Origin of the sequence: Lysobacter sp. ESA13C (assembly GCF_019970005.1) — a bacterium.
Taxonomy (GTDB): Bacteria; Pseudomonadota; Gammaproteobacteria; order Xanthomonadales; family Xanthomonadaceae; genus Lysobacter; species Lysobacter antibioticus_B.
Window position 1 is genome coordinate 161,283 of the sequence record NZ_JAHXYK010000008.1, and the last position, 25,053, is coordinate 186,335.

19 protein-coding genes are annotated in these 25,053 nt (G+C 68.5%); 11 read left to right on the forward strand and 8 right to left on the reverse strand.

Going from position 1 to position 25,053, the window contains the following annotated elements; genetic code table 11:
• Window positions 1-738: 738 nt before the first annotated feature.
• Together glnE and LC490_RS17120 are read left to right on the forward strand one after the other, a co-directional pair.
• Window positions 739-3,588: a bifunctional [glutamate--ammonia ligase]-adenylyl-L-tyrosine phosphorylase/[glutamate--ammonia-ligase] adenylyltransferase gene (gene glnE, locus LC490_RS17115; RefSeq protein WP_036147824.1), complete on the forward strand. Its 2,850-nt coding sequence runs from the start codon at window positions 739-741 to the stop codon at window positions 3,586-3,588.
• A gap of 13 nt (window positions 3,589-3,601) precedes the next feature.
• Window positions 3,602-4,003 carry an immunity 22 family protein gene (locus tag LC490_RS17120; RefSeq protein ID WP_031370309.1) on the forward strand — a complete coding sequence of 134 codons (402 nt, stop codon included), beginning with the start codon at window positions 3,602-3,604 and terminating at the stop codon, window positions 4,001-4,003.
• Between the two features lie 21 nt (window positions 4,004-4,024).
• On the opposite strand, the gene LC490_RS17125 is transcribed toward LC490_RS17120, so the two are convergent.
• Window positions 4,025-5,008, reverse strand: a complete 984-nt coding sequence (locus LC490_RS17125; RefSeq protein WP_223620970.1) for a mitochondrial fission ELM1 family protein — start codon at window positions 5,006-5,008, stop codon at window positions 4,025-4,027.
• A 105-nt stretch (window positions 5,009-5,113) separates the two neighbouring features.
• Between LC490_RS17125 and LC490_RS17130 the strand changes: the two genes are divergently transcribed.
• The 6 genes from LC490_RS17130 (at window position 5,114) to LC490_RS17155 (ending at window position 10,182) form a co-directional block, all read left to right on the forward strand.
• Window positions 5,114-5,701 carry a malonic semialdehyde reductase gene (locus tag LC490_RS17130; protein WP_031370311.1) on the forward strand — a complete coding sequence of 196 codons (588 nt, stop codon included), beginning with the start codon at window positions 5,114-5,116 and terminating at the stop codon, window positions 5,699-5,701.
• Window positions 5,702-5,831: 130 nt separating this feature from the next.
• Window positions 5,832-6,422: a YceI family protein gene (locus LC490_RS17135; protein WP_031370312.1), complete on the forward strand. Its 591-nt coding sequence runs from the start codon at window positions 5,832-5,834 to the stop codon at window positions 6,420-6,422.
• A gap of 10 nt (window positions 6,423-6,432) precedes the next feature.
• Entirely contained in the window at window positions 6,433-7,146 is a 714-nt protein-coding gene (locus tag LC490_RS17140; protein ID WP_223620971.1) for a pirin family protein, read from the forward strand.
• A 334-nt stretch (window positions 7,147-7,480) separates the two neighbouring features.
• The gene (locus LC490_RS17145) at window positions 7,481-7,681 is read left to right on the forward strand and encodes a zinc-finger domain-containing protein (protein ID WP_031370314.1); all 201 of its coding nucleotides are present in this window, start codon (window positions 7,481-7,483) and stop codon (window positions 7,679-7,681) included.
• Window positions 7,682-7,712: 31 nt separating this feature from the next.
• Window positions 7,713-8,840: a glycosyltransferase gene (locus LC490_RS17150; RefSeq protein WP_223621012.1), complete on the forward strand. Its 1,128-nt coding sequence runs from the start codon at window positions 7,713-7,715 to the stop codon at window positions 8,838-8,840.
• Window positions 8,821-10,182 (forward strand): O-antigen ligase family protein, encoded by a 1,362-nt coding sequence (locus LC490_RS17155; protein ID WP_223620972.1) that lies wholly within the window; start codon window positions 8,821-8,823, stop codon window positions 10,180-10,182. The genes LC490_RS17150 and LC490_RS17155 overlap by 20 nt, the downstream gene beginning before the upstream one ends.
• A gap of 33 nt (window positions 10,183-10,215) precedes the next feature.
• Here the strand turns inward: LC490_RS17155 and lpxL are convergent, their stop codons facing one another.
• Window positions 10,216-11,157 carry an LpxL/LpxP family Kdo(2)-lipid IV(A) lauroyl/palmitoleoyl acyltransferase gene (gene lpxL, locus LC490_RS17160; RefSeq protein ID WP_223620973.1) on the reverse strand — a complete coding sequence of 314 codons (942 nt, stop codon included), beginning with the start codon at window positions 11,155-11,157 and terminating at the stop codon, window positions 10,216-10,218.
• Between the two features lie 254 nt (window positions 11,158-11,411).
• On the opposite strand from lpxL, the gene waaA reads away from it, so the two are divergent.
• The gene (gene waaA, locus LC490_RS17165; protein WP_031370318.1) at window positions 11,412-12,707 is read left to right on the forward strand and encodes a lipid IV(A) 3-deoxy-D-manno-octulosonic acid transferase; all 1,296 of its coding nucleotides are present in this window, start codon (window positions 11,412-11,414) and stop codon (window positions 12,705-12,707) included.
• 486 nt (window positions 12,708-13,193) lie between these two features.
• Here waaA and LC490_RS17170 read toward each other — a convergent pair whose 3' ends face one another.
• The 3 genes from LC490_RS17170 to LC490_RS17180 all read right to left on the reverse strand — a co-directional run bounded on the left by LC490_RS17170 (window position 13,194) and on the right by LC490_RS17180 (window position 16,115).
• Window positions 13,194-14,609 carry a TolC family outer membrane protein gene (locus tag LC490_RS17170; protein WP_223620974.1) on the reverse strand — a complete coding sequence of 472 codons (1,416 nt, stop codon included), beginning with the start codon at window positions 14,607-14,609 and terminating at the stop codon, window positions 13,194-13,196.
• Between the two features lie 17 nt (window positions 14,610-14,626).
• Window positions 14,627-15,295 carry a protein-L-isoaspartate O-methyltransferase gene (locus LC490_RS17175; protein WP_223620975.1) on the reverse strand — a complete coding sequence of 223 codons (669 nt, stop codon included), beginning with the start codon at window positions 15,293-15,295 and terminating at the stop codon, window positions 14,627-14,629.
• 154 nt (window positions 15,296-15,449) lie between these two features.
• Complete coding sequence (locus LC490_RS17180; protein ID WP_031370321.1) at window positions 15,450-16,115, reverse strand: TetR/AcrR family transcriptional regulator; 666 nt, start codon at window positions 16,113-16,115, stop codon at window positions 15,450-15,452.
• A 76-nt stretch (window positions 16,116-16,191) separates the two neighbouring features.
• Between LC490_RS17180 and LC490_RS17185 the strand changes: the two genes are divergently transcribed.
• On the forward strand, window positions 16,192-17,301 hold the full coding sequence (locus tag LC490_RS17185) for an efflux RND transporter periplasmic adaptor subunit (protein WP_223620976.1): 1,110 nt from the start codon (window positions 16,192-16,194) through the stop codon (window positions 17,299-17,301).
• Window positions 17,302-17,432: 131 nt separating this feature from the next.
• The gene (locus tag LC490_RS17190) at window positions 17,433-20,597 is read left to right on the forward strand and encodes an efflux RND transporter permease subunit (RefSeq protein ID WP_031370323.1); all 3,165 of its coding nucleotides are present in this window, start codon (window positions 17,433-17,435) and stop codon (window positions 20,595-20,597) included.
• Between the two features lie 228 nt (window positions 20,598-20,825).
• Here the strand turns inward: LC490_RS17190 and glpK are convergent, their stop codons facing one another.
• The 3 genes from glpK to glpD all read right to left on the reverse strand — a co-directional run bounded on the left by glpK (window position 20,826) and on the right by glpD (window position 24,799).
• Window positions 20,826-22,331 (reverse strand): glycerol kinase GlpK, encoded by a 1,506-nt coding sequence (gene glpK, locus LC490_RS17195; protein WP_223620977.1) that lies wholly within the window; start codon window positions 22,329-22,331, stop codon window positions 20,826-20,828.
• A gap of 185 nt (window positions 22,332-22,516) precedes the next feature.
• Window positions 22,517-23,236 (reverse strand): MIP/aquaporin family protein, encoded by a 720-nt coding sequence (locus tag LC490_RS17200; protein ID WP_305067585.1) that lies wholly within the window; start codon window positions 23,234-23,236, stop codon window positions 22,517-22,519.
• Between the two features lie 63 nt (window positions 23,237-23,299).
• Complete coding sequence (gene glpD, locus LC490_RS17205; RefSeq protein ID WP_223621013.1) at window positions 23,300-24,799, reverse strand: glycerol-3-phosphate dehydrogenase; 1,500 nt, start codon at window positions 24,797-24,799, stop codon at window positions 23,300-23,302.
• Between the last annotated feature and the right edge of the window lie 254 nt (window positions 24,800-25,053).

A 25,053-nucleotide genomic window follows, 5' to 3' on the forward strand; every position in this document is an offset into this window, starting at 1 on the left:
CGCCTCCTCCGTGGACGCGGGTGGCTTCCATATAGATACGGGGAGCACGCCAAATCAACGGCAGGAGCGTGGCCGACAGGACAAAGCGGTTCATGAGCGCGCGCAGCGTCACGCTATTCATGCCGCCGGGCTGCGACCGTTTGGCGCAAGCGAGCGCAGGGCTTCCCTATTCAGGTTTCTTCGGCCGCGAGAGCGCCACGCGCTTACGGTCACAGCGATGAATCCGATGTCATCGGTAACATCCGCGCCGCGACAGGCTTTGCCGATCCGTATCGGGAATCGTTCTCAGTGCTTCAAATGAACTGGGGAGTTCTGTTTTGCAGTGCAGCGTGCAAAGGGGATAACGCTTCCTTCACGATCGCCCCGCATCCCGACGTGGGGGAGGGAGCAAGCCCGCAACCGGTTCTACCGGAAGCGGGCTTTTTTACGCCCGAAGGTTTTGTGGCGGGTCCGGCGTCGTCGCGAACGCCTACATCGGCCGATCGGGTTCGTGCGAACGGGGCCGACGAAAGCAAGGTGCGAGCGCGTTGACTGCCGCCACGCCCGGCGCCGCGCCGCACGGCCGAATGCAGGCATCGGAATCGCTGCTCGTTCGATGCACCGGTCAGGCGCGCAGCGAGCGCGGCATCGGTCGTCGCTCCGCTGGCCTCGCTTCTCACTCCTCGCTTCTCACTCCTCGTTCCTCATCCACGCCGATCGCGATTCCGATGCCGCGCAACGGCATGCCATCATCGCCGCATGTCCGCGTCTTTCTCTTCGACTCTTCCCCACGATGGTCCCGCACTCGAACACGCGCTCGCCGAGCGCGCGCTGACGCGCTTGCGCGCCGCCTCGCCGGAGGCGCGCGCCGCGCTCGACGATGCCGGCCTGGCCGCGCGGGTGGCGCGCGTCGCCGCGGTCAGCGACTTCGCCATCGACACCTTGGTGCGGCAACCGGCCTTGTTGCTCGCGCTCGGCGCCGACGACGGCGCGAGCGAACCGCCGCCGCCTTCGCTCGAGGCCGAGTTCCGCGCCGACTGGGGCGCGCGCCTGCGCCGTTACCGCGCCGCCGGTTCGACGCGCCTGATCTGGCGCGACACGCTCGGCCTGGACCGGGTCGAGGACACCTTGGAGGGCAGCACTCGCTTGGCCGAGGTTTGCCTGCAGGTCGCATTGAGCGCGCTCGAAGACGAATTCGAACGCCGCCACGGCGCGGTGCGCACCCGCGACGGCGAACGCGTGCGCCTGGTCGTGTTCGGCCTGGGCAAACTCGGCGGCGGCGAACTCAATTTCAGCTCCGACGTCGACCTGGTCTACGCCTACGAGCACGACGGCAGCACCGAGTTCGACGGCCGCGACGCCGCGCGCGCGCTCGACGCCGAGGCTTATTTCGCCAAGCTCGGCCAGCAACTGGCGCGCTTGCTCGACGAGATCACCGCCGACGGCTTCTGCCACCGCGTCGACTTGCGTCTGCGCCCCTACGGCAACGCCGGTCGCGTGGCCTGGTCGTTCGCGGCGATGGAACAGTATTTCCAGCGCGAAGGCCGCGACTGGGAGCGTTATGCCTGGCAGAAGGCGCGCCCGGTGGCCGGCGACCTCGAGGCCGGCGAACGCTTCCTGGATGCGTTGCGGCCGTTCGTGTATCGGCGTTATCTCGACTTCGGCGCGCTCGACGGTTTGCGCGCGATGAAGGCGGCGATCAGCGCCGAGGTCGCGCGCAAGGAACTGGCCGACGACATCAAGCGCGGCCCCGGCGGCATCCGTGAGATCGAATTCCTGGTCCAGGCCCTGCAACTGATCCGCGGCGGCCGCGAAGCCGAACTGCGCGGGCGCCGTCTGTTGCCTGCGCTGCGCGAATTGATCGCGCTGCGCCAGATCGCCGAAGAAACCGGCGAGTCGCTGGCCGAGGCTTATCGCTTCCTGCGCCGTCTGGAGAACCGCCTGCAGATGCTGCGCGACGCCCAGACCCATGCCTTGCCGGCGGCCGAAAGCGACCGCCTGCGCATCGCCGTCGGCCTGGGCTATCCGGATTGGTATGCGCTGGCGGGCGAACTCGAACGTTGGCGCGAACGCGTGACCGGCGAGTTCGAGGCCTTGCTCGCGCCGCGCCGCCGCCGCGCCGCGCCCGATGCCCTGACCGCGTACTGGCGCGCGCTGCCCGAGTCCGGCGATGCCGAGACCTTGGCCGAGGCCGGCTTCGAGGCCGCTGCCGATGCCGACGGCGCGCTGCGCGATTTCGCCCGCAGCCCCGGCGTGCGCGGTTTGTCGGATGCCGCGCGTACGCGCCTGGACCGAGTGTTGCCGGCGCTGCTGCAGGGCGCGGCGACCTCGTCGCAGCCGATGCTCGCGCTCAAGCGACTGCTCGCATTGCTGCACAACGTCCTGCGCCGCAGCGCCTACCTGGCCTTGCTCGATGAGCAGCCGGCGGCGTTGTCGCGCCTGGTCGAGGCGGTGTCGCGCAGCGCCTTGCTGGCCGAGCGCCTGGCCTCGCATCCGCTGCTGCTCGACGAGTTGCTCGACGCGCGCGTGGTCGGCCCCTTGCCGGGCCGGGAAGAACTGCAGGCGGCCAGCGCCGAGGTCGACGGCGGCGACGATGCCGAGGCGACGCTGCAGGCGCTCAACGAGGTGCGGCAGTCGCTGAGCTTCCGCATCGCCATGGCCCTGCGCGACGGCCGCCAGAGCGCCGAGCAGAGCGCGCGCCAGCTCGCCTGGCTCGCCGACGGCGTGGTTATGCGCATCCTGGCCTTGGCCGAGCAGGAAGTGGCGAGTGCGCATGGCCGCGTGCCGGGCGCGCGTTTCGCCGTGCTCGGTTACGGCAGCCTCGGCGGCGAGGAACTCGGCTTCGGTTCCGATCTCGATCTGGTGTTTCTCTACGACGCGCCGGCGATCGAAGGCGGGGCGCAGTCCGACGGCGCGCGTCCGCTCGACGCCGGGCGCTGGTTCGCGCGCCTGGCGCAGAAGATCGTCGCCCTGCTCGGCGCGGTCACCGCGGCCGGGCGTTTGTTCGACGTCGACGTGCGCCTGCGCCCGGACGGCGCCAAGGGCCTGCTGGTGTCGTCCTTGGCCAGCTTCAGCGACTACCAGTACGAGCGCGCCTGGACCTGGGAGCACCAGGCCCTGGTGCGTGCGCGCTTCGTCGCCGGCGATACCGGCCTGCACGAGCGCTTCGAGGCGGTGCGCGAACGCACCCTGGCGCGCGAGCGCGACCTGGCCAAGTTGCGCGACGACGTCGCCAAGATGCGCTTGAAGATGCGCGCCGAGCTCGACCGTAGCGACGCCGCCTATTTCGACCTCAAGCAGGGCGAGGGCGGCCTGGTCGACCTGGAGTTCTTGCTGCAATACCTGGTGTTGCGTGATTCGGTGCGCGAGCGCGCCTTGTTGTCGCCGCGCGACTCGGCCGGCCTGATCGAGGCGGCGCGTCGCTGCGGCGCCTTCGACGACACCCAGGCCGCCTCGCTGCGCGTGGCGCATACGACCTTGCTGGCGGCGGGCCTGGAATGCACGCTCGACCGGCGCCCGCGCCGGGTGGTCGAGACCGAGGCGATCGCTGCCTCGCGCGCGGCCATCTCCACGGCGATGCAGGCGCACGGCCTGCGCGAGGCGTCATGAGCGGGCCGCAGGCATGATCGACGACACCGCGCGCGGCATGATCTCGGTGTGGATGGGCACGACCACGCAATCGCCGCAGGCGTTCGAGCGCTATCTCGACGGCATGGAAGCGAGCGGTTCGGGCTGCCCGGCGCATCGCGACTTCGGCTGCGACTTTCTCGATGCGGATTTCTTCATCGCCTATGCCACCGCCGGGCATCGGCGCGTGCCGATCGAGGAACTGGTGCGGGAAGTAGACACGCATACGCCGCAGACCGAACGCGCGATCCTCGCGCGCTGTCATGAGCTCGGCGTGATCGAAGGCAATGCGCTGTATTTCTACGACCACGCCGTTTTCCACGAAGCGCAGCCCGGGCGGCGTTACAACGAGTTGTATTTCATCGGCAACTTCGCCAACCCGCGCCAAGCCCGCTAGGCGCGGCCGTCGGCCGAATGCTCAGTCGCGCAGGCCCAGCCGTTGCCGGACTTCCTGCGCGACCCGCGCGGTTTCGCGCAACGGCGTCACCGGGTAGGCCGACAAGCGTTGGTCGAAGGGCCGTACGCGGCCGAGGCTGAGCAGGCTGTCGACGAAACGGCCCGGGCGGCCGTCGACGCGCTCGATGCCGAAGGCGAACACCGGCACGCGCGTGGCCGCGGCTTCCGACAGCATGTTGACCGAGTCGGCGGTGCAGACGATGCGGTCGGCCCAGCCGAGCAGGCCGGGATACGGGTTGCTGCCCTCGCCGGGCTCGTACCAGGACACCCGCGGCAGGCGTGCCAGACGCTGGCGCAGGCGCGCGCGGATCTCGACCGGCGTGCGTCGCGAGGTGGTCGCCAACAGGCTGCCCGACTCGCGTTCGAGCAGGGTCTGCAACTGCGTCGCCAGCACGTCGAACGCGGCCTGGTCGAACTTCGCGTGCGCGCTCGGGCCGCCGAGCAACAAGGCCGTACGCGGCCCGGGCAGGGCGCCGAACGCGGGAAAGGCGCTGCGCGCGCCGGCCAGCCACAGGTCGTCGACCGGGTTGAGGCTGCCGAGCAGGGTGACGACGTTGCTGCCGTGCAGGCCGTCGTGCTCGGGCGCGATCACCAGGTCCCAGTGTTTCGGCGAGATGCGCGGGTCGAGGATCTGCACCGCCGCGCAGCCGTCGCCGCGCAGCAGCCGGGTGGCCAGCGCGGCCTGGCGGCCGCAACCGATCACCAGCGCCGGGCAGGCGCCGCGGGCGCGAACGAATTCGGGGCCGAAGGCCTGGCCGGCGCCAGGCAGGCACCGTGGCGAGGCCCAGCGCCAGGGCGCACGCGGGCTCAGCGTCCAATCGATCGCCGGCCGGCCCAGGGCCTGGGTCAGGGCATTGGCTTGGCGCTGATTGCCGGCATGGCCGTCGGTCAGGATCCAGGTTGCAGCCGTGGAGCTAGTTTTGGCAGAAAGACCGTTTCGTTGCACAGATGCGCTTAATCCGTTCCGGGATTGTCGGTTCTAAGGTCAGATTGAGACTCTACACTTCGTCTCCCGATCAATGCCCAGCGCGGCAGCCTCATGGAGAAGACGATGTCCAGGCCCCTGAACGACGAAGCCCTCGATCAACTGTTCCGCACCGCCCGCACGCATAACGAGCTCGGCGGCGAGGTCAGCGACGAGACGCTGCGCCAGCTGTACGACCTGGTCAAATGGGCGCCGACCAGCGCCAACGGCTCGCCGGCGCGCTTCGTGTTCGTGAAGTCGGCGCAGGCCAAGGAAAAGCTGCGCCCGGCCCTGTCGGAAGGCAACCTGGCCAAGACCATGGCTGCCCCGGTCACGGTGATCGTCGCCCACGACCTGGAGTTCCACGACAAGCTGCCCTACCTGTTCCCGCATGCCGATGCCCGCAGCTGGTTTGCCGGCAACGACGAGCACATCCGCACCACCGCGTTCCGCAACGGCAGCCTGCAGGGCGCCTACCTGATCCTCGCGGCGCGTTCGCTCGGCCTGGACACCGGCGCGATGTCGGGCTTCGACAACGCCAAGGTCGACGAGGCCTTCTTCGCCGGCACCCAGGTCAAGTCCAACTTCCTGATCAACCTCGGCGTTGGTGCGCCGGCGGCGCTGTTCCCGCGTTCGCCGCGCCTGCCGTTCGACGAAGCCGCGCGCATCGATTGAGGCGTGCGCGCCGCCACGCTTCCGGCGCGGGCCGAAGCCGGCCCGCGCTTGCTTGCGCAATAGTGCCGTGATGTCGTTACCCCCGACCCATACGATCCATCCCCTTACGACTCCATTCGAGGAACTCACCATGAAGCGCATCCTGCTTGCCGCTGCCCTGGGCCTGGCCTTCGCCGGCACCGCCAGCGCCGCCGCCGTGACCTACAAGATCGACCCCAACCACACCGACGTGGTGGTCGGCTGGAGCCACTTCGGCTTCTCCAACCCGGTCGCGCATTTCGGCAAGGTCGACGGCACTATCACCTACGATCCGGCCAAGCCGGCGGCGTCCTCGGTGCAGGTGACCATCCCGTTGGACGGCCTGGATTCGCACGTGCCGGATTTCGACGAGCACCTCAAGAGCGCCGATTTCTTCGACGCCGAGAAATTCCCGACCATCACCTTCAAGAGCACCAAGGTCGAAGCGGCCGGCGACAAGAAGCTCAAGGTGAGTGGCGAGCTGACCGTGCACGGCGTGACCAAGCCGGCCGTGCTCGACGTCACCATCAACAAGATCGGCGAGCAGCCGATGGCCAAGCGCGCCGCCGCCGGTTTCGACGCCAGCACCACGCTCAAGCGCAGCGATTTCGGCCTCGGCAAGTACGCGCCGAACGTCAGCGACGAAGTCAGCATCCGCATCACCACCGAAGCGTTGGTGCCCAAGCCCGAAGCCAAGAAGTAAGCGCGACCCCATGATCATCGAACGTCCATCCAGCGCCCGCGGCCAGGTCCAGGCGGGTTGGCTAGACAGCCGCCACACGTTCTCGTTCGGCGGCTATTACGACCCGGCCTGGATGGGCTTCGGTGCCTTGCGCGTGATCAACGAAGACCGCGTCGAAGCCGGCGCGGGCTTCGCGCCGCATCGCCACGCCAATATGGAAATCCTCAGCTACGTGCTGAGCGGCCGCCTGTCGCACAAAGGCAGCGCCGACGACGGCGGCGTCATCGGCCCCGGCGAGCTGCAGTGGATGAGCGCCGGTCACGGCGTCGAACACAGCGAGTACAACGGCTCCGACAGCGAGCCGGTGCATTTCCTGCAGATCTGGGTCCAGCCCGACCGGCTCAACGCCCAACCCGCCTACGCCAAGCGCGAGGCGGCCGAAGCGCGCGACGGCGAGTTCGTTCTCCTGGCCTCGCGCGACGGCGCCCACGGCGGCCTGCCGGTGCGCCAAGACCTGCGCCTGTATTCGCTGGCCCTGGCGCCCGGGTCCAGCGCGCGACGCCTGCTCGACGCGGGACGGCTGTATTGGCTGCAGGTCGCGCGGGGGCGGGTCGAGGTGGGCGGACGCACGCTCGAAGCCGGCGATGCGCTGGGGTTTCGCGAAGAATCGGTCGAGCTGGTGTCGACCGGGTTGGGCGATACGACGGCGGAGCTGTTGTTCTTCGATCTGCCGCCGGTGGGGTGAAGCGCAAGGGCAAGAATCAAGAGCAAATCCCCCCTGGCCCCCTTTTTCAAAGGGGGGAACCCGTTACGGGGATTTCGCCGATCTGAGCCTTGATCGCTTCGATCAATCTTTAGCTGATCGAGCCGTTCGCTTCGTCGTTACGAGATCAAGAGCACCCGGAGGCGACCAAGCCGCCAGTGCTGCCATACCCACCAGAAGGATTCCCCCCCTTTGAAAAAGGGGGCTGGGGGGGATTTGCTCCTAACGTACCCAACCCGGCCGCCGAGCTCCGTACACGGCCCGACCCCGCAACGCTGCTAAACTGCCACCCCCGCGTCGCCATCCGTCGTCCCTCATGACCGCAGCCAACGCCCATCCCACCCAGGCCAACGCCGAGCAGCGCTATACCGTCACGCGCGCCGACCTGCCGTTGAGCTGCCCGCTGCCGTCGATGGCGCTGTGGAACTCGCATCCGCGCGTGTACCTGCCGATCGAGGCCGAGCGCGAATGCCAGTGCCCGTACTGCGGCGCGCATTTCACCCTGGTCGACGACTGATCGCGGCCGCGTGACACCGCCCACGCCGACCATGCGCCGGCTGACGGTGATGCAATTGCTGCCGAAGCTGGAATCCGGCGGCGTCGAACGTTCGACTCTCGAAGTCGCCGAAGCGTTGGTGCGCGCCGGCCACCGCGCCATCGTGGTCTCGGCCGGCGGCCGCCTGGTGCCGCAACTCGTCGCCTCGGGCGCCGAACACATCGAACTGGCGATCGGGCGCAAATCGCCTTCGACCCTGCGCCATGGCTTCACCTTGCGCCGGCTGTGGGCCGAACACTCGGTCGACATCGTCCACGCGCGTTCGCGCCTGCCTGCCTGGATCGGCCTGCTGGCCTGGCGCGGCATGGACGAGGCGACGCGGCCGCGCTTCGTAACCACTGTGCATGGGCTCAATTCGCCGTCGCGCTACAGCGCGGTGATGACCCGGGGCGAACGCACCATCTGCGTCTCGCGCACGGTCCGCGACTACGTGCTCGAACACTATCCCGATACCGACCCGGACAAGCTGCGCATCATTGCGCGCGGCATCGACCCGGCGGCGTTCCCGCACGCGCCCTGGCCCGATCCGCAGGCGCGGGCCTGGGCCGCGGCGCGGCATCCCGCGCTCGCCGGCGACGGCCCCTTGTTGCTGTTGCCCGGACGCGGTACGCGCCTGAAGGGCCATGCCGATGCGCTGGCCTTGCTCGCCGCGATCCGCGCCGACGGCCGCGATGCGCGGCTGTGGCTGCCGGGCGCGCGCGAAGCCGGGCGCGAGGCGTATATCGTCGAACTGGAACAGGCCGCGCAGCAACTCGGCATCGGCGAGGCGATCGCCTTCACCGCACCGACCGACGAGATTGCCCGCGCCTATGCCGCGAGCGATCTGGTCCTGCAGCTCTCGCGCAAACCCGAGGCCTTCGGCCGCACCGTGGTCGAAGCCTTGTCCTGCGGGCGTGCGGTGGTCGGTTGGAATTACGGCGGTGTCGGCGAGCTGCTGACCCAGTTGCAGCCGCGCGGCGCGGTCGCGCCGTTCGACCTGCAGGCCCTGCGCGCGGCGGCTTGCGAATTGCTAACGCAAGCGCCCGCGGCTGTGGATACGATGGCGTTTTCCCTGCGGGCGATGCAGGAGGCCACGCTTGCCGTCTATGCCGAACTCGTCGATGCCTCACACCGCGCCTGATCCGGCGACGGCTTCGTCCGGGCCGCCGCCCGCCGAGGCACCTCATGCGATCGTCGGCTGGCGCTGGGCGCCGGCCTGGATCCTGGCCTATGTCGCGCTGTTGTTCGCGCCGGGCTATGCCGAAACCGTACTCACCCTCGGTGCGCTGACCGCCTTGGTGCGACTGGTGCTGGTGCGCTTCAACACCGGCGCGCGCCTGCTCAGCGATCCGGCCTGGGTGCTGACCAGCGCCCTGTTCGCGGCGTACTGGTTGCCGGAACTGATCTCGGCCACCGATGCGGTCGACCCCGGGCGCGCCTTGCGCGAGGCCGCAGTCGATCTGCGCTATCTGCCGTTCCTGTGGTTGGTCGCGGCGGCGGTCGCAACCCGGCAGGGGCAACGCACCACCTTCGGCGGCCTGGCCATCATCATCGGCCTGTGGACCGTCGACGCCTTGCTGCAAGGCCTCACCGGCACCAGCCCGCTGTTCTTCGGCATCGACTCGCTGAAGCAGGCGATCAGCGGCCACGGCATGTGTTCGGACGCCGAGATCGCCAGTGTCGACCGCCTCAGCGGCGTGCTCGGCCCGTGCAATCTCAAGCTCGGCCAGGTGATCGCGAGCTTCTCGCCGTTCGTGCTGTACGCGGTCGGCCGCCGTTTCCGTCTCGGCGGTTGGTTGGTCGCAGCGGCAGCAGTAGGCGTGGTCGTGGTGCTGGCCGGCTCGCGCGCGTCGTGGATCACCTACGGCCTGGTGCTGGTGCTGTCGGGTTGGCGCCTGCTCGGCTGGAAACGCCTGCTCGGCGTATTTGCGTTCGGCGTGCTGGCACTGGCGGTGCTCGACCAGACCAGCCCGCAGGTGCACGACCGCCTCGCCCGCACCGCGCACATCGTCAGCGCCGACGTCGAAGGCCTCGACAGCGCGCTGTCGGGGCGCACGCGCATCTGGCGCGCGGCGCTGTGCATGGTCGGCGAGCATCCGCTCAACGGCGTCGGCGCGCGCGGCTTCCGCGAAGCCTTCCCGGCCTGCGACCCGCAACCCGGGCGCACCACGTCCTGGGGCGAAGGCCCGGCGCTGCATGCGCACCAGTTGCTGCTCGAAGTGCTCGCCGAAACCGGCGCTTTCGGCTTGTTGCTGTGGCTGGCCGGCGCCGCATTGGCCTGGCGCGCGTGGGCGGTCGCCGACGTGCGCGCGCGCGAAGCCGCGCGGCCGGCGATGCTGGCCCTGCTGGTGACGGTGTTCCCGTTCAACACCCACCTGGCCTTCTATTCGACTTTCTGGGGCGGGCTGACCTTGCTGTTGGCGGCCTTGTACGCCGGCAGCCTGCTGGCGCAGCCGCCGGACGAGGGCGACGCGACGGCGTAAGCGGTCGCGTTGTTCTGGTCCCGACCGGGCCGATCAGGCCGGAGCGTTGTCGACGGGCTTCTTGTACGGCGAACGCAGCCCCGGCGGGCGGCGCTTGAAGCGGCGGTGGATCCACAGGTACTGGCTCGGCGCTTCGCGCACCATCGCCTCGATCTGGGCGTTGACGCGGGTGCTGTCCTGCGTGGCATCGCTGGACGGGAACTCGGCCAGCGGTGCGCCGACGCGCAATATGTAATCGGCGCCCTCGCGGCGATGGAAGAACGGCACCACCGCGCAGCCGCTGAGGCGCGCGAACTGGTGGGTGGCGGTGATCGTCGCCGCCGGCACGCCGAAGAACGGCGCGAACACCGTGTCCTTGCCGCGCATGTCCTGGTCTGGCGCATACCACAGGAAGCCGCCCTGCTTGAGGTGGCGCATCGCCGGACGGATCTCTTCGTTGGTGAACATGGCCGCGGCGTAGCGCAGGCGGCCGCGCTTGACCGCCCATTCCATGACCGGGTTGCGGTGCTTGCGGTACATGCCGGCCAGCGGCAAGTGGTCGCACATCAGCCGCCCGCACATCTCCAGGGTCATGAAATGGCCGGAGATCATCAGCACGCCGCGTCCGGCCGCGCGCACCTCGTCGAGCCGCTCCAGGCCTTCGATGCGCACCGTGCGCCGCATCGGCGCGACCCCGCCCCACCAGGCGCGGGCGAATTCGAAGAAGCCGATGCCGAGATCGCGGAAGCTTTGCCGCAGCAGGGTTTCGCGCTCGGCCTCGGTCTTTTCCGGGAAGCACAGGGCCAGGTTGATGCGGGCCGCGCGTCGGCGCTGGCCCGCCACGCGCAGGGCGAAGACCCCGATCAGGCGGCCGAGCGCACGTTGCAGGCCCCAGGGCAGGCGCGCGCCGAAACACATCGCGGCCAGCGCGAGCCACATCGGCCACAGGCGCGGCACCAGCAGGGAAGGGCGAGGGGGCAGGACAGGTTCGGCCATGGCCATAGTTTATGCGGTGAGCGTGCAGTGCCGGTGCAATACGGGCCACGAGCGCGACCGCGGCGGGCATCCGCACGTCGGGGTTCGATGCCGGCGGTGTGTGGTTTGCGCTGCGCTGCGGGCCTCGCAGCCTCCGCGCCGATGAGCTGCGAATGCCCGCGTATCGCCGGTTCTGCGCATCCGGTCGAGTCCGGTACGGTGCGCGATGACGGCATCCACGACCGGATCACCTCCGCAAGCTTTATCCTTGTCGGATGCGGAAGGACTTGATCGAGCGCCTGTTGCGCGGCCTGTATTCGGTCGCGCTGTATCTGTTGGCGCCGGTGACGATCTATCACCTGATCTGGCGCGGTTTCCGCCAGCCGGCCTATTTCCAGCGCTGGCTCGAGCGTTACGCGATCTATCGCGGCCCCGCGCAGACCCGCACCCTGTGGCTGCACGCGGTCTCGGTCGGCGAGGTCAACGCCGCGATTCCGCTGGTGAACGCCTTGCGCCGCGGCCGTCCCGATTTGCGCCTGCTGGTGACCACGATCACCCCGACCGGTTCGGACCGCGCGCGTTCGGCCTGGGGCGATTCGGTCGAGCACGTGTATCTGCCTTACGACCTGCCCGGCGCGGTCGGGCGTTTCCTGCGCCATCACCAGCCCTGCGCGGCGCTGATCATGGAAACCGAGTTGTGGCCGAACCTGTTGTTCGGCTGCCGCGACCGCGGTATTCCGGCCTATATCCTCAATGCGCGCCTGTCGGAGCGTTCGCTGCGCGGCTATCGCGTGTTGGCGCCCTTGGTGGGGCGCGCCCTGCGCACGGTGCGCACGGTGGCGGCGCAGTCGCGCGCCGACGGCGAGCGTTTCGTCGAACTCGGCGCGCGCCCCGAGCAAGTCACCGAGACCGGCAACCTCAAGTTCGACGTCAACGTGCCCGACGCACTCGACGAGTTTGCGCTCGAATGCCACCGCCACACCGGCGAACGGCCGGTGTGGATCGCGGCGAGCACGCACGAGGACGAAGAGGCCGCGACCGTGACCATGCATCGGCGCCTGCGCGAGCGTTTCCCCGACCTGCTGCTGTTGTGGGCGCCGCGCCATCCGGAACGCTTCCGGGTCGTCGCCGAACATGCCCGCAGCGCCGGCTGGCAGGTGTCGACGCGTTCGCGCGCGCGCTGGCCGCAGCCGGGCGACGATGTCTTCGTCATCGACACCCTCGGCGAACTGATGAGCTTCTACGCCTGTGCCGACGTCGCTTTCGTCGGCGGCAGCCTGCAGGCGATCGGCGGGCACAACCTGCTCGAACCGGCCGCGACCGGCACCCCGATCGTGACCGGCCCGCACCTGCACAACTTCGTCGAGATCGCGCAGCGCCTGGAAACCGCCGGTGCCTTGCGGATCGGCGCCGACGCCGAAGCGGTCGAGGCCGCGGTCGAGCGCCTGCTGGCCGACCCGATCGAACGCGCCAAGATGATCGACGCCGGCCGCGCTCTGGTCGAACTGGGCCGTGGCGCGCTGGCCCGCACCATGGCCTTGCTGCAGCCGGCCTTGCCGCCGCTGCGCTGAGCGCAGTGCATCCACCCCTGTAGGAGCGGCGTAAGCCGCGACCGCGGGGCGGGCGGAAACGCCATCGGCGTCGTAAATCGTCGACGCGAAATACCGGCACGCGGGTAGGAGCGGCGTAAGCCGCGAGCGCGAACCCGCAACCATTGCGCAGCCATCCGCAGAGCGTCGTATTCGCAGCGGTGCCCGCGGTTGCACGGTCGTTGCCAGGGCGCGGTCGCGGCTCGCGCCGCTCCTACCCTGGTCCCCTGACGGCCGCTGCTCTTAGGAGTAGGAGCGGCGCAAGCCGCGACCGCGAATCCGCATCCATTGCGCCGCCGTCCGCGGAGCCTCGTCTTCGCAGCGGTGCCCGTGGTCGCGTCGTCGTTGCCAGGGCGCGGTCGCGGCTTGCGCCGCTCCTACAGGGGAAGAAGGCGCGGCCACAAACGAAAAAACCGCCGGTGGGCCGGCGGTTTTTCGTGGGGCTCCGAAGGTATCCGGATCGCCGGTTTACTGCGCCCGCGGCGGTGCCAGGTTGGTCGCCGCGTCGGCGGTCAGCAGGCGGTTGATGTCCTGCACGTCGGCGACGTCGAGCGAGCCGGCGGCCTGTTCCAGCAACAGGCGATTCTGCAGGTAGTTGTACTTGGACTGGGCATAGGCCTGCTGGGCTTCCAGCAAGGTGCGCTGGTTGTTCAACACGTCCAGCACGGTGCGGGTGCCGACTTCCAGGCCGACCTGCGAGGCGTCGTAGGCGGCCTGCGCCGAGACCAGGGCGAGGCGGCGCGCTTCGACTTCGCTGATGCCGGCGACCAGGGTCTGGTAGGCGTTGCGGGTGGTGCGCACGAGCAGACGCTTCTGGCGTTCGAGTTCGTCCTGGGCGGCGTCGCGACGCGCCAGGGCCTGGCGCACGCCGGACTGGATGCGGCCGCCCGCGTACAACGGGACCGACAGTTCCAGGCCGATGCTCGGGCCGTGGTTGGCATTGCCGGGTGCGTTCATGGTCTGGCCCATGAAGGTGCGGTCGCCCCAGCTGGCGTTGTCGCCGTAGCTGCCGTTCAAGCTCAGCGTCGGCCAATGGCCGGCGCGCGCGGTTTCCACGCCGATTTCGGCGGCGCGCACCTGCAAGTCCTGCGCGCGCAGCGAAGGATTGTTCTGCACGGCATTGTTGACCCAGCCTTCGACGTCCTGCGCTTCCGGCAGGTTCGGCTTGAAGTCGGCCGGCAAGGCCTTGAGCGCGCGCACCGGTTGGCCGGTGATCTGGCTCAGGCCCTGGTAGGCGTCTTCGACCGCGTTGCGCGCGGTGATGGTGCCGGCGCGGGCGGTGTCGTACTGGGCGCGCGCTTCGTGCACGTCGGTGATCGGCGCCAGGCCGACTTCCAGGCGCTTGGAGGCGTAGTCGAACTGCTTTTGCAGCGCGGTTTCGGCGGCTTCGGCGGCGGCGAGGTTCTCCAGCTTGACCAGTACGTCGAAGTAGGCCGCCGAGGTGCGCGTGATCAGTTCCTGGCTGGCCGATTCGAGGGTGAAGTCGCTGGCCTGGCTGATCGCATTCTGACCCTGGTAGGTCTTGATGCTGGCGCGGTTGTAGATCATCTGGCTCGCGGCGAGCGAGTAGTTGCGCGAGGTGCTGTCGGAGCGAACATCGACGCCGGCCGGGATCGGGTCCGGATCGGTCGGATCGCTGCTGCCCGAACCGCCTTCGCTGGTGGTGCGGCTGCGGGTCAACCGCGCCGTGCCCGACAAGGACGGCAGCAACGCGGCGCGGGCCTGGATGCGGTCTTCCTTGGTCGCCAGACGGTTGGATTCGGCCGCCGACAGCTGCGGGTCGCCCTGGCGCGCGAGTTCATAGGTCTGCAGCAAGTCTTCCGCCGACGCGACGGCCGGCAGCAGGGATAAGGCCAGGGCAAGAACGAGAGGGCGGCGGGTCATGCGGCTTCCTTGAGCGTTCAGAACTCGAAGGCAGGCGCGGGGGCCGCGCCGACGAGATAGGGGAGGTCGGTTTCGAACAACGATTGGATGCGCACAGCGTTGACATCGTTGCGTTCGCCGGCGGTGACCCGCAGTCCTTCCATGGCCGGCGAACGGCCGCGGACGACGAACAAACGGCCGTTGGGCTGCAACCACTGCAACCACTGCGGCGGAATTTCCGAGACCGCGCCGGTCACGCAGATCGCGTTGAAGCGGCGGTCGGTGCGGTAAGTCAGGGCGTCGGCATCGACGACCTGGACGTTGTTGATCGATTGCGCGGCCAGGCGCTTGCGCGCGGTCGCGGCGAGGTCGGCGTGGCATTCCAGGCTGACCACTTCGCGGGCGAGGCGGCCGAGGCAGGCGGTCAGGTAGCCGCTGCCGGTGCCGATCTCGAGCACGTCGTCGGTCGGGTCGACCGCGAGCGACTGCAGCGTGCGGCCTTCGAGCACCGGCTTCATCATGAATTCGCCGTGCGCCAACGGCAGCTGCACGTCGGTATAGGCCAGATTGCGGTGCGCTTCGTCGACGAAGGCCTCGCGCGGCAAAGCGGCCAGCACATCGAGCACGCGCGGGTCGAGCACGTCCCACGGCCGAACCTGTTGTTCGACCATCAGTTCACGTGCTTTTGCGTAATCGAGCGTAGTCATCGGGGCGTCTTCATGTTGCGTGGGAACTGCGAATTCTACCGGGACCACGCGACCCCCGGAGCAAAAGAATTAACCACGCCCGGGCCCGGGCTTAGTGCCGAAAGTCACCGGAACTCTCGGCACCGTGCGGGTTTCGGGCCGTGCCAAGGCGGTTTCAGCGCTCGCGGCGGGCATAGGCGCGCAGGAACATCGTCACCGAGGCGTCGATGTGCGCGCGCACCTCGGTCCGGCCCGGCGCGCCGCAGCCGAACATCAGCAAAGCGTGCGGTTCGCCCTTGACCAGGCAGAAGAACTGCGGCGCGGCGCGGGGCACGTCGTCGATTTCCAACTCGCCGGCCTCGACCCGGCGCTGCAGCAAGGCGGTGAATTCGTCGTGCAGGCGCTGCGGCCCGGCCTCCCAGAACATCTTCGACAGCGGCGATTGGGCGACCTGGGGCGAGCACAACAGACGATGAATCTGGATCGCCTCGGGCGAGCTGACCATCTCGTAGAAGGCGTTGGCGATCGCCAGCAGGCGCTCGCGCAGCGGCGTGGCCGGGTCGGGCACGAACATCAGCGGCGGCAGGTGCTGCTCGCAATACGCCTTGACCGCGGCGCCGAACAGGGTCTCTTTGTCGCCGAAATGGCTATAGACGGTGAGCTTGGAGACCCCGGCCCCGGCGGCGATCTGGTCCATGCTGACCCCGTCGAAGCCGTCGACCAGGAACAGCCGTTTGGCCGCGTCGAGGATTGCGTTGCGCTTGCTGAGGTCCTTCGGGCGGCCTGGGCCGGCCGGCTTGGCCGGCGGCGTCGGGGGGCTGGAGGGTCGGGGCGAGGACATAGGGAATACTGGACTACCGGGTTCGTTATTTATACAGTACTGGCAAGTACATTAATTCGCGATGAGGCCAACCGCAATGCGCCACCGGACTTTTACCGCCGCGCCCACCGCTCCGATGCTGTTCGGCGCGGCGCTCATGCTGGTCCTGACGGCCTGCGGCAACGGCCCACAGGTCGAAGAGTCCCCGCGGCCGGTGCTGGTCGCCCGCCCGGGCGGTGCGGTCAACGGGGTCTCGGCCTTCGCCGGCGAGGTCCGGGCCCGCGAGGAGAGCCCGCTGTCGTTCCGGGTCGGCGGCAAGCTGATCGAGCGCAAGGTCGACGTCGGCGCCCATGTTGCCGCAGGCCAGGTGCTGGCGATACTCGACGCCGGCGATCTGGAGGCCCAGGCGCGCGCGGCCCAGGCCCAGCTCGCCGCTGCCGAGGCCGATTACGGCCGCGCCCGTGCCGACCAGGTGCGTTATTCGCAGCTGGCCAAGGACCAACTGGTCAGCCGTTCGACCCAGGACGCCCAGGACGCCGCGGCCAAAGCTGCGCTCGGCCAGGTCAACGCCGCCCGCGCCAACCTCGAGGTCGCGCGCAACCAGTCCGCCTACACCCATCTGCGTGCGCCGAGCGCCGGCGTGATCGCGAGCCGCAGCGCCGAGGCCGGCCAGGTGGTCGCCGCCGGCCAGCAGGTGTTCGCGCTGGCCGCCGACGGCGCCCGCGAAGTCGCCTTCGCCGTGCCCGAGGGTGCGATCGCGACCTTCAAGCCGGGCCAGCAGGTCTTGATCGAACTGTGGTCGCAATCCGGCCAGCGCTGGCCGGGCCGGGTCCGCGAAGTGTCGCCGGCGGCCGATCCGGCCTCGCGCACCTACGCCGCGCGGGTCACCGTCGACGCGCCGGCCGGCACCCTGGAACTGGGCCAGAGCGCGCGCATCTACCTGCCCAACCACGCCGCCAGCGGGCTCAGCGTGCCGCTCGCGGCCGTGCAGCGCAGCGCCAACGGCACGGCCGTATTCGTCGCCGACCTCAAGAGCGGCACGGTCAAGCTGCGGCCGGTGCAGACGGGAGCCTACGGCCCCGAGCGGGTGCCGGTGAGTTCGGGCCTGCAGCCCGGCGACTGGATCGTCGCCGCCGGCGGCCACCTGCTGCGCGACGGCCAGAAAGTCGTCGCCGTCGACCGCGACAACCACCCGGTTGAGCGCTGATCGCTGCGACGTTGAGCGTTAACCGCCTCCGCGACTCCGACCAGGCCGGCCATGCCCTCGCGCGACCGCCCGCACTCTCACCCCAACCCTGTCCCGCCGCCGGGACAGGGGCCTACGAAGTGAGCTGATCCATGCGCTTCAATCTTTCCGAATGGGCCCTGCGCCATCGCAGCCTGATCGTCTACGCCATGCTGGTGCTGGCTATCGCCGGTGCGATGTCCTACCTGCGCCTGGGCCGCAGCGAGGACCCGGCCTTCACCTTCAAGGTGATGGTGGTGCGCACCCTGTGGCCCGGCGCGACCGCAGAGGAAGTCTCGCGCCAGGTCACCGAGCGCATCGAGAAGAAACTCATGGAGACCGGCGAGTACGAGTTCATCCGCTCGTACTCGCGCGCCGGCGAATCGCAGGTGATCTTCGCCGCGCGCGATTCGATGCGCTCCAGCGAGATCGGGCCGTTGTGGTACCAGGTGCGCAAGAAGATCGGCGACATCCGTCCGACCTTGCCCAGCGACGTGGTCGGCCCGTTCTTCAACGACGAATTCGGCGACACCTTCGGCAACATCTACGCGCTGACCGGCGAGGGCTTCGACTACGCCGTGCTGAAGGACTACGCCGAGCGCGTGCAACTGGCGCTGCAAAGCCAGACCGACGTCGGCAAGATCGAACTGATCGGCGTGCAGGACGAAAAGATCTGGGTCGAGCTGTCCAACGTGAAGCTATCGACCCTGGGCGTGCCGGCGCAGGCGGTGCAGGAAGCGCTGAATCAGCAGAACGCGTTGGCCCCGGCCGGTTTCTTCGAGACCCCGACCAGCCGGGTGCCCTTGCGCGTCGGCGGCCAGTTCACCTCGGTCGAACAGATCCGCGAGTTCCCGATCCGCGTCGGCGACCGCACCTTCCGCCTGGCCGACGTGGCCGACGTGCGTCGCGGCTTCTCCGACCCGCCGCAGCCGCGCATGCGCTTCATGGGCCAGGACGCGATCGGTATCGGCGTGTCGATGAAGCAGGGCGGCGACATCCTGCAGCTCGGCAAGACCCTGGAATCGGAATTCGCGCGGCTGCAGAAAACCCTGCCGGCCGGCATGGAACTGCGCAAGGTCGCCGACCAGCCCGCCGCGGTCGAGGAATCGGTCGGCGAGTTCGTGCGCGTGCTCGCCGAGGCGGTCGCGATCGTGTTGCTGGTGAGCTTCTTCTCGCTCGGCCTGCGCACCGGACTGGTGGTGGCGCTGTCGATTCCGCTGGTGCTGGCGATGACCTTCGCGGTCATGGATTTCTTCGGCGTCGGCCTGCACAAGATTTCGCTGGGCGCGCTGGTGTTGGCGCTCGGCTTGCTGGTCGACGACGCGATCATCGCGGTGGAGATGATGGCGATCAAGATGGAGCAGGGCTTCGACCGCCTGCGCGCCGCCGCGTTCGCCTGGGACAGCACCGCCTTCCCGATGCTGACCGGCACCCTGGTCACCGCGGCCGGCTTCCTGCCGATCGCGACCGCTGCCTCGAGCACCGGCGAATACACCCGATCCCTGTTCCAGGTGGTGACCATCGCCTTGCTGGTGTCGTGGATCGCCGCGGTCGCCTTCATTCCCTTCCTCGGCGACAAACTGCTGCCCGACTACGGCCATGCTGCGGCGCCGCCGAAGCCCGGTTCGCTGGCCGCGCGCTGGCACGACGCGCGCGTGGCCTGGGCCGAGCGCCTGCCGATGTTCGCCAGCGTGATCGCGCCGAAGCCGCCGATCGACGGCCACGCCCACGATCCCTATGAATCCAAGTTCTACGTGCGATTCCGCGGCTGGGTGACCTGGTGCGTGCGCCGGCGCTGGCTGGTGATCGGCATCACCGTCGGCGCCTTCCTGCTGTCGGTGTTCATGTTCCGCTTCGTGCCGCAGCAGTTCTTCCCGGACTCGGTGCGCCCGGAGCTGATGGTCGACATGGAGCTGGCCGAAGGCAGTTCGCTGCGCCAGACCGGCGAACAGGTCCAGCGCCTGGAAGCCATGCTCAAGCAGCGCAAGGACCTGGCCAACTACGTGTCCTACGTCGGCACTGGCTCGCCGCGTTTCTATCTGCCGCTCGACCAACAGCTGCCGGCGGCGAACTTCGCCCAGTTCGTGCTGATGCCGAAGGACTTGCAGGCCCGCGAAACCCTGCGCACTTGGATCATCCAGGACGTGGCGCCGCGCTTCCCCGAACTGCAGTTGCGGGTGACGCGACTGGAGAACGGCCCGCCGGTCGGTTATCCGGTGCAGTTCCGCGTGTCCGGCGAGCACATCGACCAGGTGCGCAAGATCGCCAACCAGGTGCGCGAGAAGATCCGCGCCAACCCGCACGTGGCCAACGTCAATCTCGACTGGGACGAGCCGAGCAAGGTCGTCCGTCTGCAGGTCGACCAGGAGCGCGCGCGTGCGCTCGGCATCAGCTCGGCCCAGCTGTCGCAGTTCCTGTCGAGTTCGCTGTCGGGCTCGCACATCAGCACCTACCGCGAAAGCAACGAGCTGATCGAGATGCTGCTGCGCGGCCCCGACCAGGAGCGCCTGCAGCTCGACATGCTCGGCAGCCTGATGGTGCCGACCGGCAACAACCGCAGTGTGCCGCTGACCCAGATCGCCACCCTCGAGTACGGATTCGAGGAAGGCATCATCTGGCATCGCGACCGCCTGCCGACCATGACCGTGCGCGCCGACATCTACGACGGCACCCAGCCTTCGAGCGTGATGGCGCAGATTTCGCCGACCCTGGACGGACTGCGCGCCAAGCTGCCGTACGGCTATTCGATCGACATCGGCGGCAGCGTCGAGGACTCGGCGCGCGGGCAGAAGTCGATCAACGCCGGTATGCCGCTGTTCCTGTTCGCGGTGTTCACCCTGTTGATGGTGCAACTGCGCAGCTTCTCGCGCAGCTTCATGGTGCTGTTGACCGCGCCGCTGGGCCTGATCGGCGTGACCCTGTTCCTGCTGGTGTTCCGGGTGCCATTCGGCTTCGTCGCGATGCTCGGCACGATCGCGCTGGCCGGCATGATCATGCGCAACTCGGTGATCCTGGTCGACCAGATCGAACAGGATCGCAGCGAAGGGCACGAGCCCTGGAAGGCCATCGTCGATGCGACCGTGCGGCGATTCCGCCCGATCGTGTTGACCGCGCTGGCGGCGATCCTGGCGATGATTCCGCTGTCGCGCAGCGCTTTCTTCGGTCCGATGGCGGTGGCGATCATGGGCGGCCTGATGGTCGCGACCGCGCTGACCTTGTTGTTCCTGCCGGCGCTGTACGCGGCGTGGTTCCGGATCAAGGTGCCGAACGAGGCGTGAGACCTGCCCTCACCCCAACCCCTATCCCATGAATGGGAGAGGGGCTAAGGCACAGGGTTTGGCGTCGAACTTATCCGTCGCACCGAGCACTCCCTCTCCCGTTTACGGGAGAGGGCTGGGGTGAGGGCAGTCGGCATCGCAATGGCGTCGCGAGCCTGAGTTTCGCGTGCCCTCACCCCAACCCCTCTCCCATGAATGGCAGAGGGGCCAAGGCAGAGCCGTATTGCCTCAGGCGTGCTCGACGCTGAAGGCCAAGGTCGCGTCGATCGCCCGCTTCCAGCCCGCATACAAACGCTCGCGCTCGGCTTCCAGCATCTGCGGTTCGAAGCTGCGCTCGACCTGCCATTGCTGGGCAATCTGTTCGCGGCTTTCCCAGAATCCGACCGCCAAACCCGCCAGGTATGCCGCGCCGAGCGCGGTGGTCTCGCTGACCCGCGGGCGCTTCAAGGGCACGTCGAGAATGTCGGCCTGGAATTGGGCGGTGAAATCGTTGGCGATGGCGCCGCCGTCGGCGCGCAGGGATTTCAGTTCGATGCCCGAATCGGCCTGCATCGCGCTCAGCACGTCGCGAGTCTGGTAGGCCAGCGATTCGAGCACGGCGCGGACGAAGTGCTCCTTGCTGGTGCCGCGGGTCAAGCCGAACATCGCGCCGCGCACGTCGCTGCGCCAGTACGGGGCGCCCAGGCCGACGAAGGCCGGCACGAAGTACACGCCTTCGGTGGAGCGCGCGCGTTCTGCATAGGCCTGCGAGTCGCCGGCCTTGCCGAGCATGCGCAAACCGTCGCGCAGCCACTGCACCGCCGAACCGGCGACGAAGATGCTGCCTTCGAGCGCGTACTCGACCTTGCCGTCGATGCCCCAGGCGATCGTCGTCAGCAGGCCGTTGTCGGAACGTACCGCCTTGTCGCCGGTGTTCATCAGCAGGAAACAGCCGGTGCCGTAGGTGTTCTTGGCCATGCCGGCCTCGAAGCAGGCCTGGCCGAACAGCGCCGCCTGTTGGTCGCCGGCGACGCCGCAGATCGGTACCGAGTTGTTGAAGAAATGGCGAGCGCCGGTGTGGGCATAGACCTCGCTGCTGGAGCGTACCTCCGGCAGCATCGCCGCCGGCACGCCGAGCATCTTCAACAGGTCCGGGCACCATTGGCGTTTGTGGATGTCGTACATCAGCGTGCGCGAGGCGTTGCTGTAGTCGGTGACGTGGGCCTTGTTCTCCGACAGGTTCCAGATCAGCCAGGTGTCGATGGTGCCGAACAGCAGGTCGCCGCGTTCGGCGCGTTCGCGCGCGCCTTCGACGTGGTCGAGGATCCACTTGACCTTGGTGCCGGAGAAGTAGGCGTCGATCAGCAGCCCGGTGCGTTCGCGCACCAGTTCCTCATAGCCATCGGCCTTGAGCTGGTCGCAGATCGCCGCGGTCTGGCGCGACTGCCAGACGATGGCGTTGTGGATCGCCTGGCCGGTGTGGCGGTCCCAGACCACCGTGGTTTCGCGCTGGTTGGTGATGCCGATGCCGGCGATCTGCGAAGCGCTGATCTGGGCCTTGGTCATGACCTCGATGGCGGTGGTCTGCACGCTGGCGAGGATCTCCCGCGGGTCGTGTTCGACCCAACCCGGGCGCGGGAAGATCTGCTCGAATTCGCGCTGGGCCACGCCGACCACGGCGCCATTGCGATCGAACAGCATCGCGCGCGAACTCGTGGTGCCCTGGTCGATGGCGAGGATGTAGGTTTTGGTCATGGCCTTGATGAGGAATGAGTGGAGAGGAGGGAGAAGCTAGGAACTAGTACAGAGGAGTGAGTAAGAGCGGCTCTCGGCTGGTTTGAAGATGGTGGCTGTGCGAATTGCGAAGGAACTCGGATGACGACGTCAGCCGCTTCTACTCATTCCTCACTCCTCTTCACTCGTTCCTGGTCCTCTTGCCATCAACCGTAAACCGCCTGGAACGCAAAGGCGCCGAGTAAGGCGCCGATCACCGGCGCGACCACCGGCACCCAGGCATAGCCCCAGTCGGAGCCGCCCTTGCCGGCGATAGGCAACAGCGCATGGGCGATGCGCGGGCCGAGGTCGCGCGCCGGATTGATCGCATAACCGGTCGGTCCGCCAAGCGACATGCCGACCACCACCACCAGCAATCCGACGCCGAGTGGGCCCATGCCGGGCGCGAGCGTGTTGGCGCCGATCGCGAGCGCGCCGAAGGTCAGGGCGAAGGTGCCGATCGTTTCGGTCAACAGGTTGGCCTTGGTGTCGCGCACCGCCGGTGCGGTGCAGAAGATCGCGAGTTTGGCCGCCGGGTCGTCGCTGATCCGCCAATGGGCGAGATAGGCCAGCCACACCAGTACCGCGCCGGCGAAGGCGCCGGCGATCTGCGCGGCGATGTAGCCCGGCACCACTGCCCACGAGAGCTTGCCGATGCTCGCCAGGGCGATGGTCAGCGCAGGATTCATGATCGCGCCGCTGGTCGGCCCGGCGATGAAGATGCCGATCAGCACCGCCAGGCCCCAGGCCGCGGTGATCACGCCCCAGCCGGCGCCTTGCGCCTTCGACCGATTGAGCAGTGCGCCGGCGACCACGCCGTTGCCGAGCAGGATCAACATGCCGGTGGCGATGAACTCGCTAAGGTATTGCGACATCGGTGTGACCATTGCGATGACTCTCCTGATGCTGGGCTGTCGCTCGTGGTGTCGTCCTGTTCGCTGGCCGCTGCCTTAGGTGCCGGCGACGCGGCGGGCGAGGTAATCCTGCAACCTGCGATGCCCCGCCGCATCGATGCGCAGCCCGAGCTTCGAGCGCCGCCACAGAATGTCGTCGGCGCTGCGCGCCCACTCGCAATCGATCAGGTAATCGACCTCGGCGGTGTACAGGTCGGCGCCGAAACATTCGCCCAGCTCTTCCAGATGCGAGCAGCTCTCGACGATGCGCAGCGCCCGGCTGCCGTAGTTGCGGCACAGGCGCAGGGCCAGTGCGTCCGGCAGCCACGGCCGGCGCAGGCCGAAGTCTTCGTGGAAGGCGTCGAAATCGGCATCGGGCAGATCGCCGCCCGGCAACGGCGCGGTGCCGGTCCAGGCCGGGCGCAGTCCGCCGAACAGCGGTGCGAGCCGGTCGCAGGCTTCTTCGGCCAGCTTGCGCGCGGTGGTCAGTTTGCCGCCGAACACGTTGAGCAGCGGCGCGCCTTCGCGGTCGAGGGTGAGTAGGTAATCGCGGGTGATTTCCGAGGCGGCGTCGCTTTCGTCGTCGAGCAAGGGCCGCACGCCGCTGTAGGTCCAGGCCACATCGCTCGCTTGGATGGCGCGCTTGAAATAGCGCGAGGCGGCCTCGCACAGGTATTGGGTTTCGGCCTCGTCGATGTGCGGCGCCGAAGGATCGGCGCGGTAGTCGACGTCGGTGGTGCCGATCAGGGTGTAGTCGTGTTCGTAGGGGATCGCGAACACGATGCGGCGATCGGGTTGTTGGAAGATGTAGGCGTGATCGTGTTCGAACAGCCGCGGCACGACGATGTGGCTGCCCTTGATCAGGCGCAGGTTGTGCCGGTGCGGCGCCTGTGCGACTTCGTCGAGGAAGCGTACCGCCCACGGGCCGGTGGCATTGATCAGGACGCGCGCGCGCACTCGCCGCGACACGCCGTCGGCACTGCGCAGCTGCACGTCCCAGGCCTCGGCGCCGCGCTGCGCCGCGACGCAGGCGGTGCGGGTCAGCACGGTCGCGCCGCGTTCGGCCGCATCCATCGCATTGAGCACCGCCAGGCGCGCGTCCTGCACCCAGGCGTCGGAGTAGACGAAGCCGTGGACGAAGTCGTCGCGCAACGGCCGCCCGGTGATGTGCTTGCGCAGATTGACGGAGCGCGAACCGGGCAGTCCGCGTCCGCGCCGGCCGCCGAGCCGGTCGTACAGAAACAGGCCGATGCGGATCATCCAGGCCGGGCGCAGATGCGGTTGATGCGGCAGGACGAAGCGCAGCGGCCAGATGATGTGCGGCGCCATGCGCAACAGGCGCTTGCGTTCGGCCAGGGCCTTGCCGACCAGGGCGAACTCGAACTGTTCGAGATAGCGCAGGCCACCGTGGATCAGCTTGGTGCTGGCGCTGGAGGTGTGCGAGGCGATGTCGTCGCGTTCGCACAGCAGCACCGACAAGCCGCGGCCGGCGGCGTCGCGGGCGATGGCGACGCCGTTGATGCCGCCGCCGACGACCAACAGATCGATGTCGGGCAGGACGGCATCGGACGGGTTCGCGACGGGCGATTCGTGGGCGGGTCGGTCGGGAGAGGATGCGGGTTCGGTCATGCGCTCTCGCGAATGCTGCGGGCCGCGGCGTCGACCCAGGACACGTCAGGATGATGGCATACGGTGACGAATCGATTGTGGCCGGGGTTCACATCAACGACGGGTGACGGCGGTGTTGCGGTGCGGCCGGGCGAAGGGCAAAAAAAACCCGATGCACGAGCATCGGGCTAGGAGTTACCAGA

Bases quoted from the DNA above. Each gene is read 5' to 3' on its own strand.
- LC490_RS17200 (WP_305067585.1), bottom strand. From the start codon at position 23,236: ATGGTCACACCGATGTCGCAATACCTTAGCGAGTTCATCGCCACCGGC.
- LC490_RS17120 (WP_031370309.1), top strand. From the start codon at position 3,602: ATGATCGACGACACCGCGCGCGGCATGATCTCGGTGTGGATGGGCACG.
- LC490_RS17170 (WP_223620974.1), bottom strand. From the start codon at position 14,609: ATGACCCGCCGCCCTCTCGTTCTTGCCCTGGCCTTATCCCTGCTGCCG.
- LC490_RS17130 (WP_031370311.1), top strand. From the start codon at position 5,114: ATGTCCAGGCCCCTGAACGACGAAGCCCTCGATCAACTGTTCCGCACC.
- glpK (WP_223620977.1), bottom strand. From the start codon at position 22,331: ATGACCAAAACCTACATCCTCGCCATCGACCAGGGCACCACGAGTTCG.
- waaA (WP_031370318.1), top strand. From the start codon at position 11,412: ATGCGGAAGGACTTGATCGAGCGCCTGTTGCGCGGCCTGTATTCGGTC.
- LC490_RS17175 (WP_223620975.1), bottom strand. From the start codon at position 15,295: ATGACTACGCTCGATTACGCAAAAGCACGTGAACTGATGGTCGAACAA.
- glnE (WP_036147824.1), top strand. From the start codon at position 739: ATGTCCGCGTCTTTCTCTTCGACTCTTCCCCACGATGGTCCCGCACTC.
- LC490_RS17150 (WP_223621012.1), top strand. From the start codon at position 7,713: ATGCGCCGGCTGACGGTGATGCAATTGCTGCCGAAGCTGGAATCCGGC.
- LC490_RS17190 (WP_031370323.1), top strand. From the start codon at position 17,433: ATGCGCTTCAATCTTTCCGAATGGGCCCTGCGCCATCGCAGCCTGATC.
- LC490_RS17135 (WP_031370312.1), top strand. From the start codon at position 5,832: ATGAAGCGCATCCTGCTTGCCGCTGCCCTGGGCCTGGCCTTCGCCGGC.
- LC490_RS17145 (WP_031370314.1), top strand. From the start codon at position 7,481: ATGACCGCAGCCAACGCCCATCCCACCCAGGCCAACGCCGAGCAGCGC.
- LC490_RS17180 (WP_031370321.1), bottom strand. From the start codon at position 16,115: ATGTCCTCGCCCCGACCCTCCAGCCCCCCGACGCCGCCGGCCAAGCCG.
- LC490_RS17140 (WP_223620971.1), top strand. From the start codon at position 6,433: ATGATCATCGAACGTCCATCCAGCGCCCGCGGCCAGGTCCAGGCGGGT.
- LC490_RS17155 (WP_223620972.1), top strand. From the start codon at position 8,821: ATGCCTCACACCGCGCCTGATCCGGCGACGGCTTCGTCCGGGCCGCCG.
- LC490_RS17185 (WP_223620976.1), top strand. From the start codon at position 16,192: ATGCGCCACCGGACTTTTACCGCCGCGCCCACCGCTCCGATGCTGTTC.
- lpxL (WP_223620973.1), bottom strand. From the start codon at position 11,157: ATGGCCGAACCTGTCCTGCCCCCTCGCCCTTCCCTGCTGGTGCCGCGC.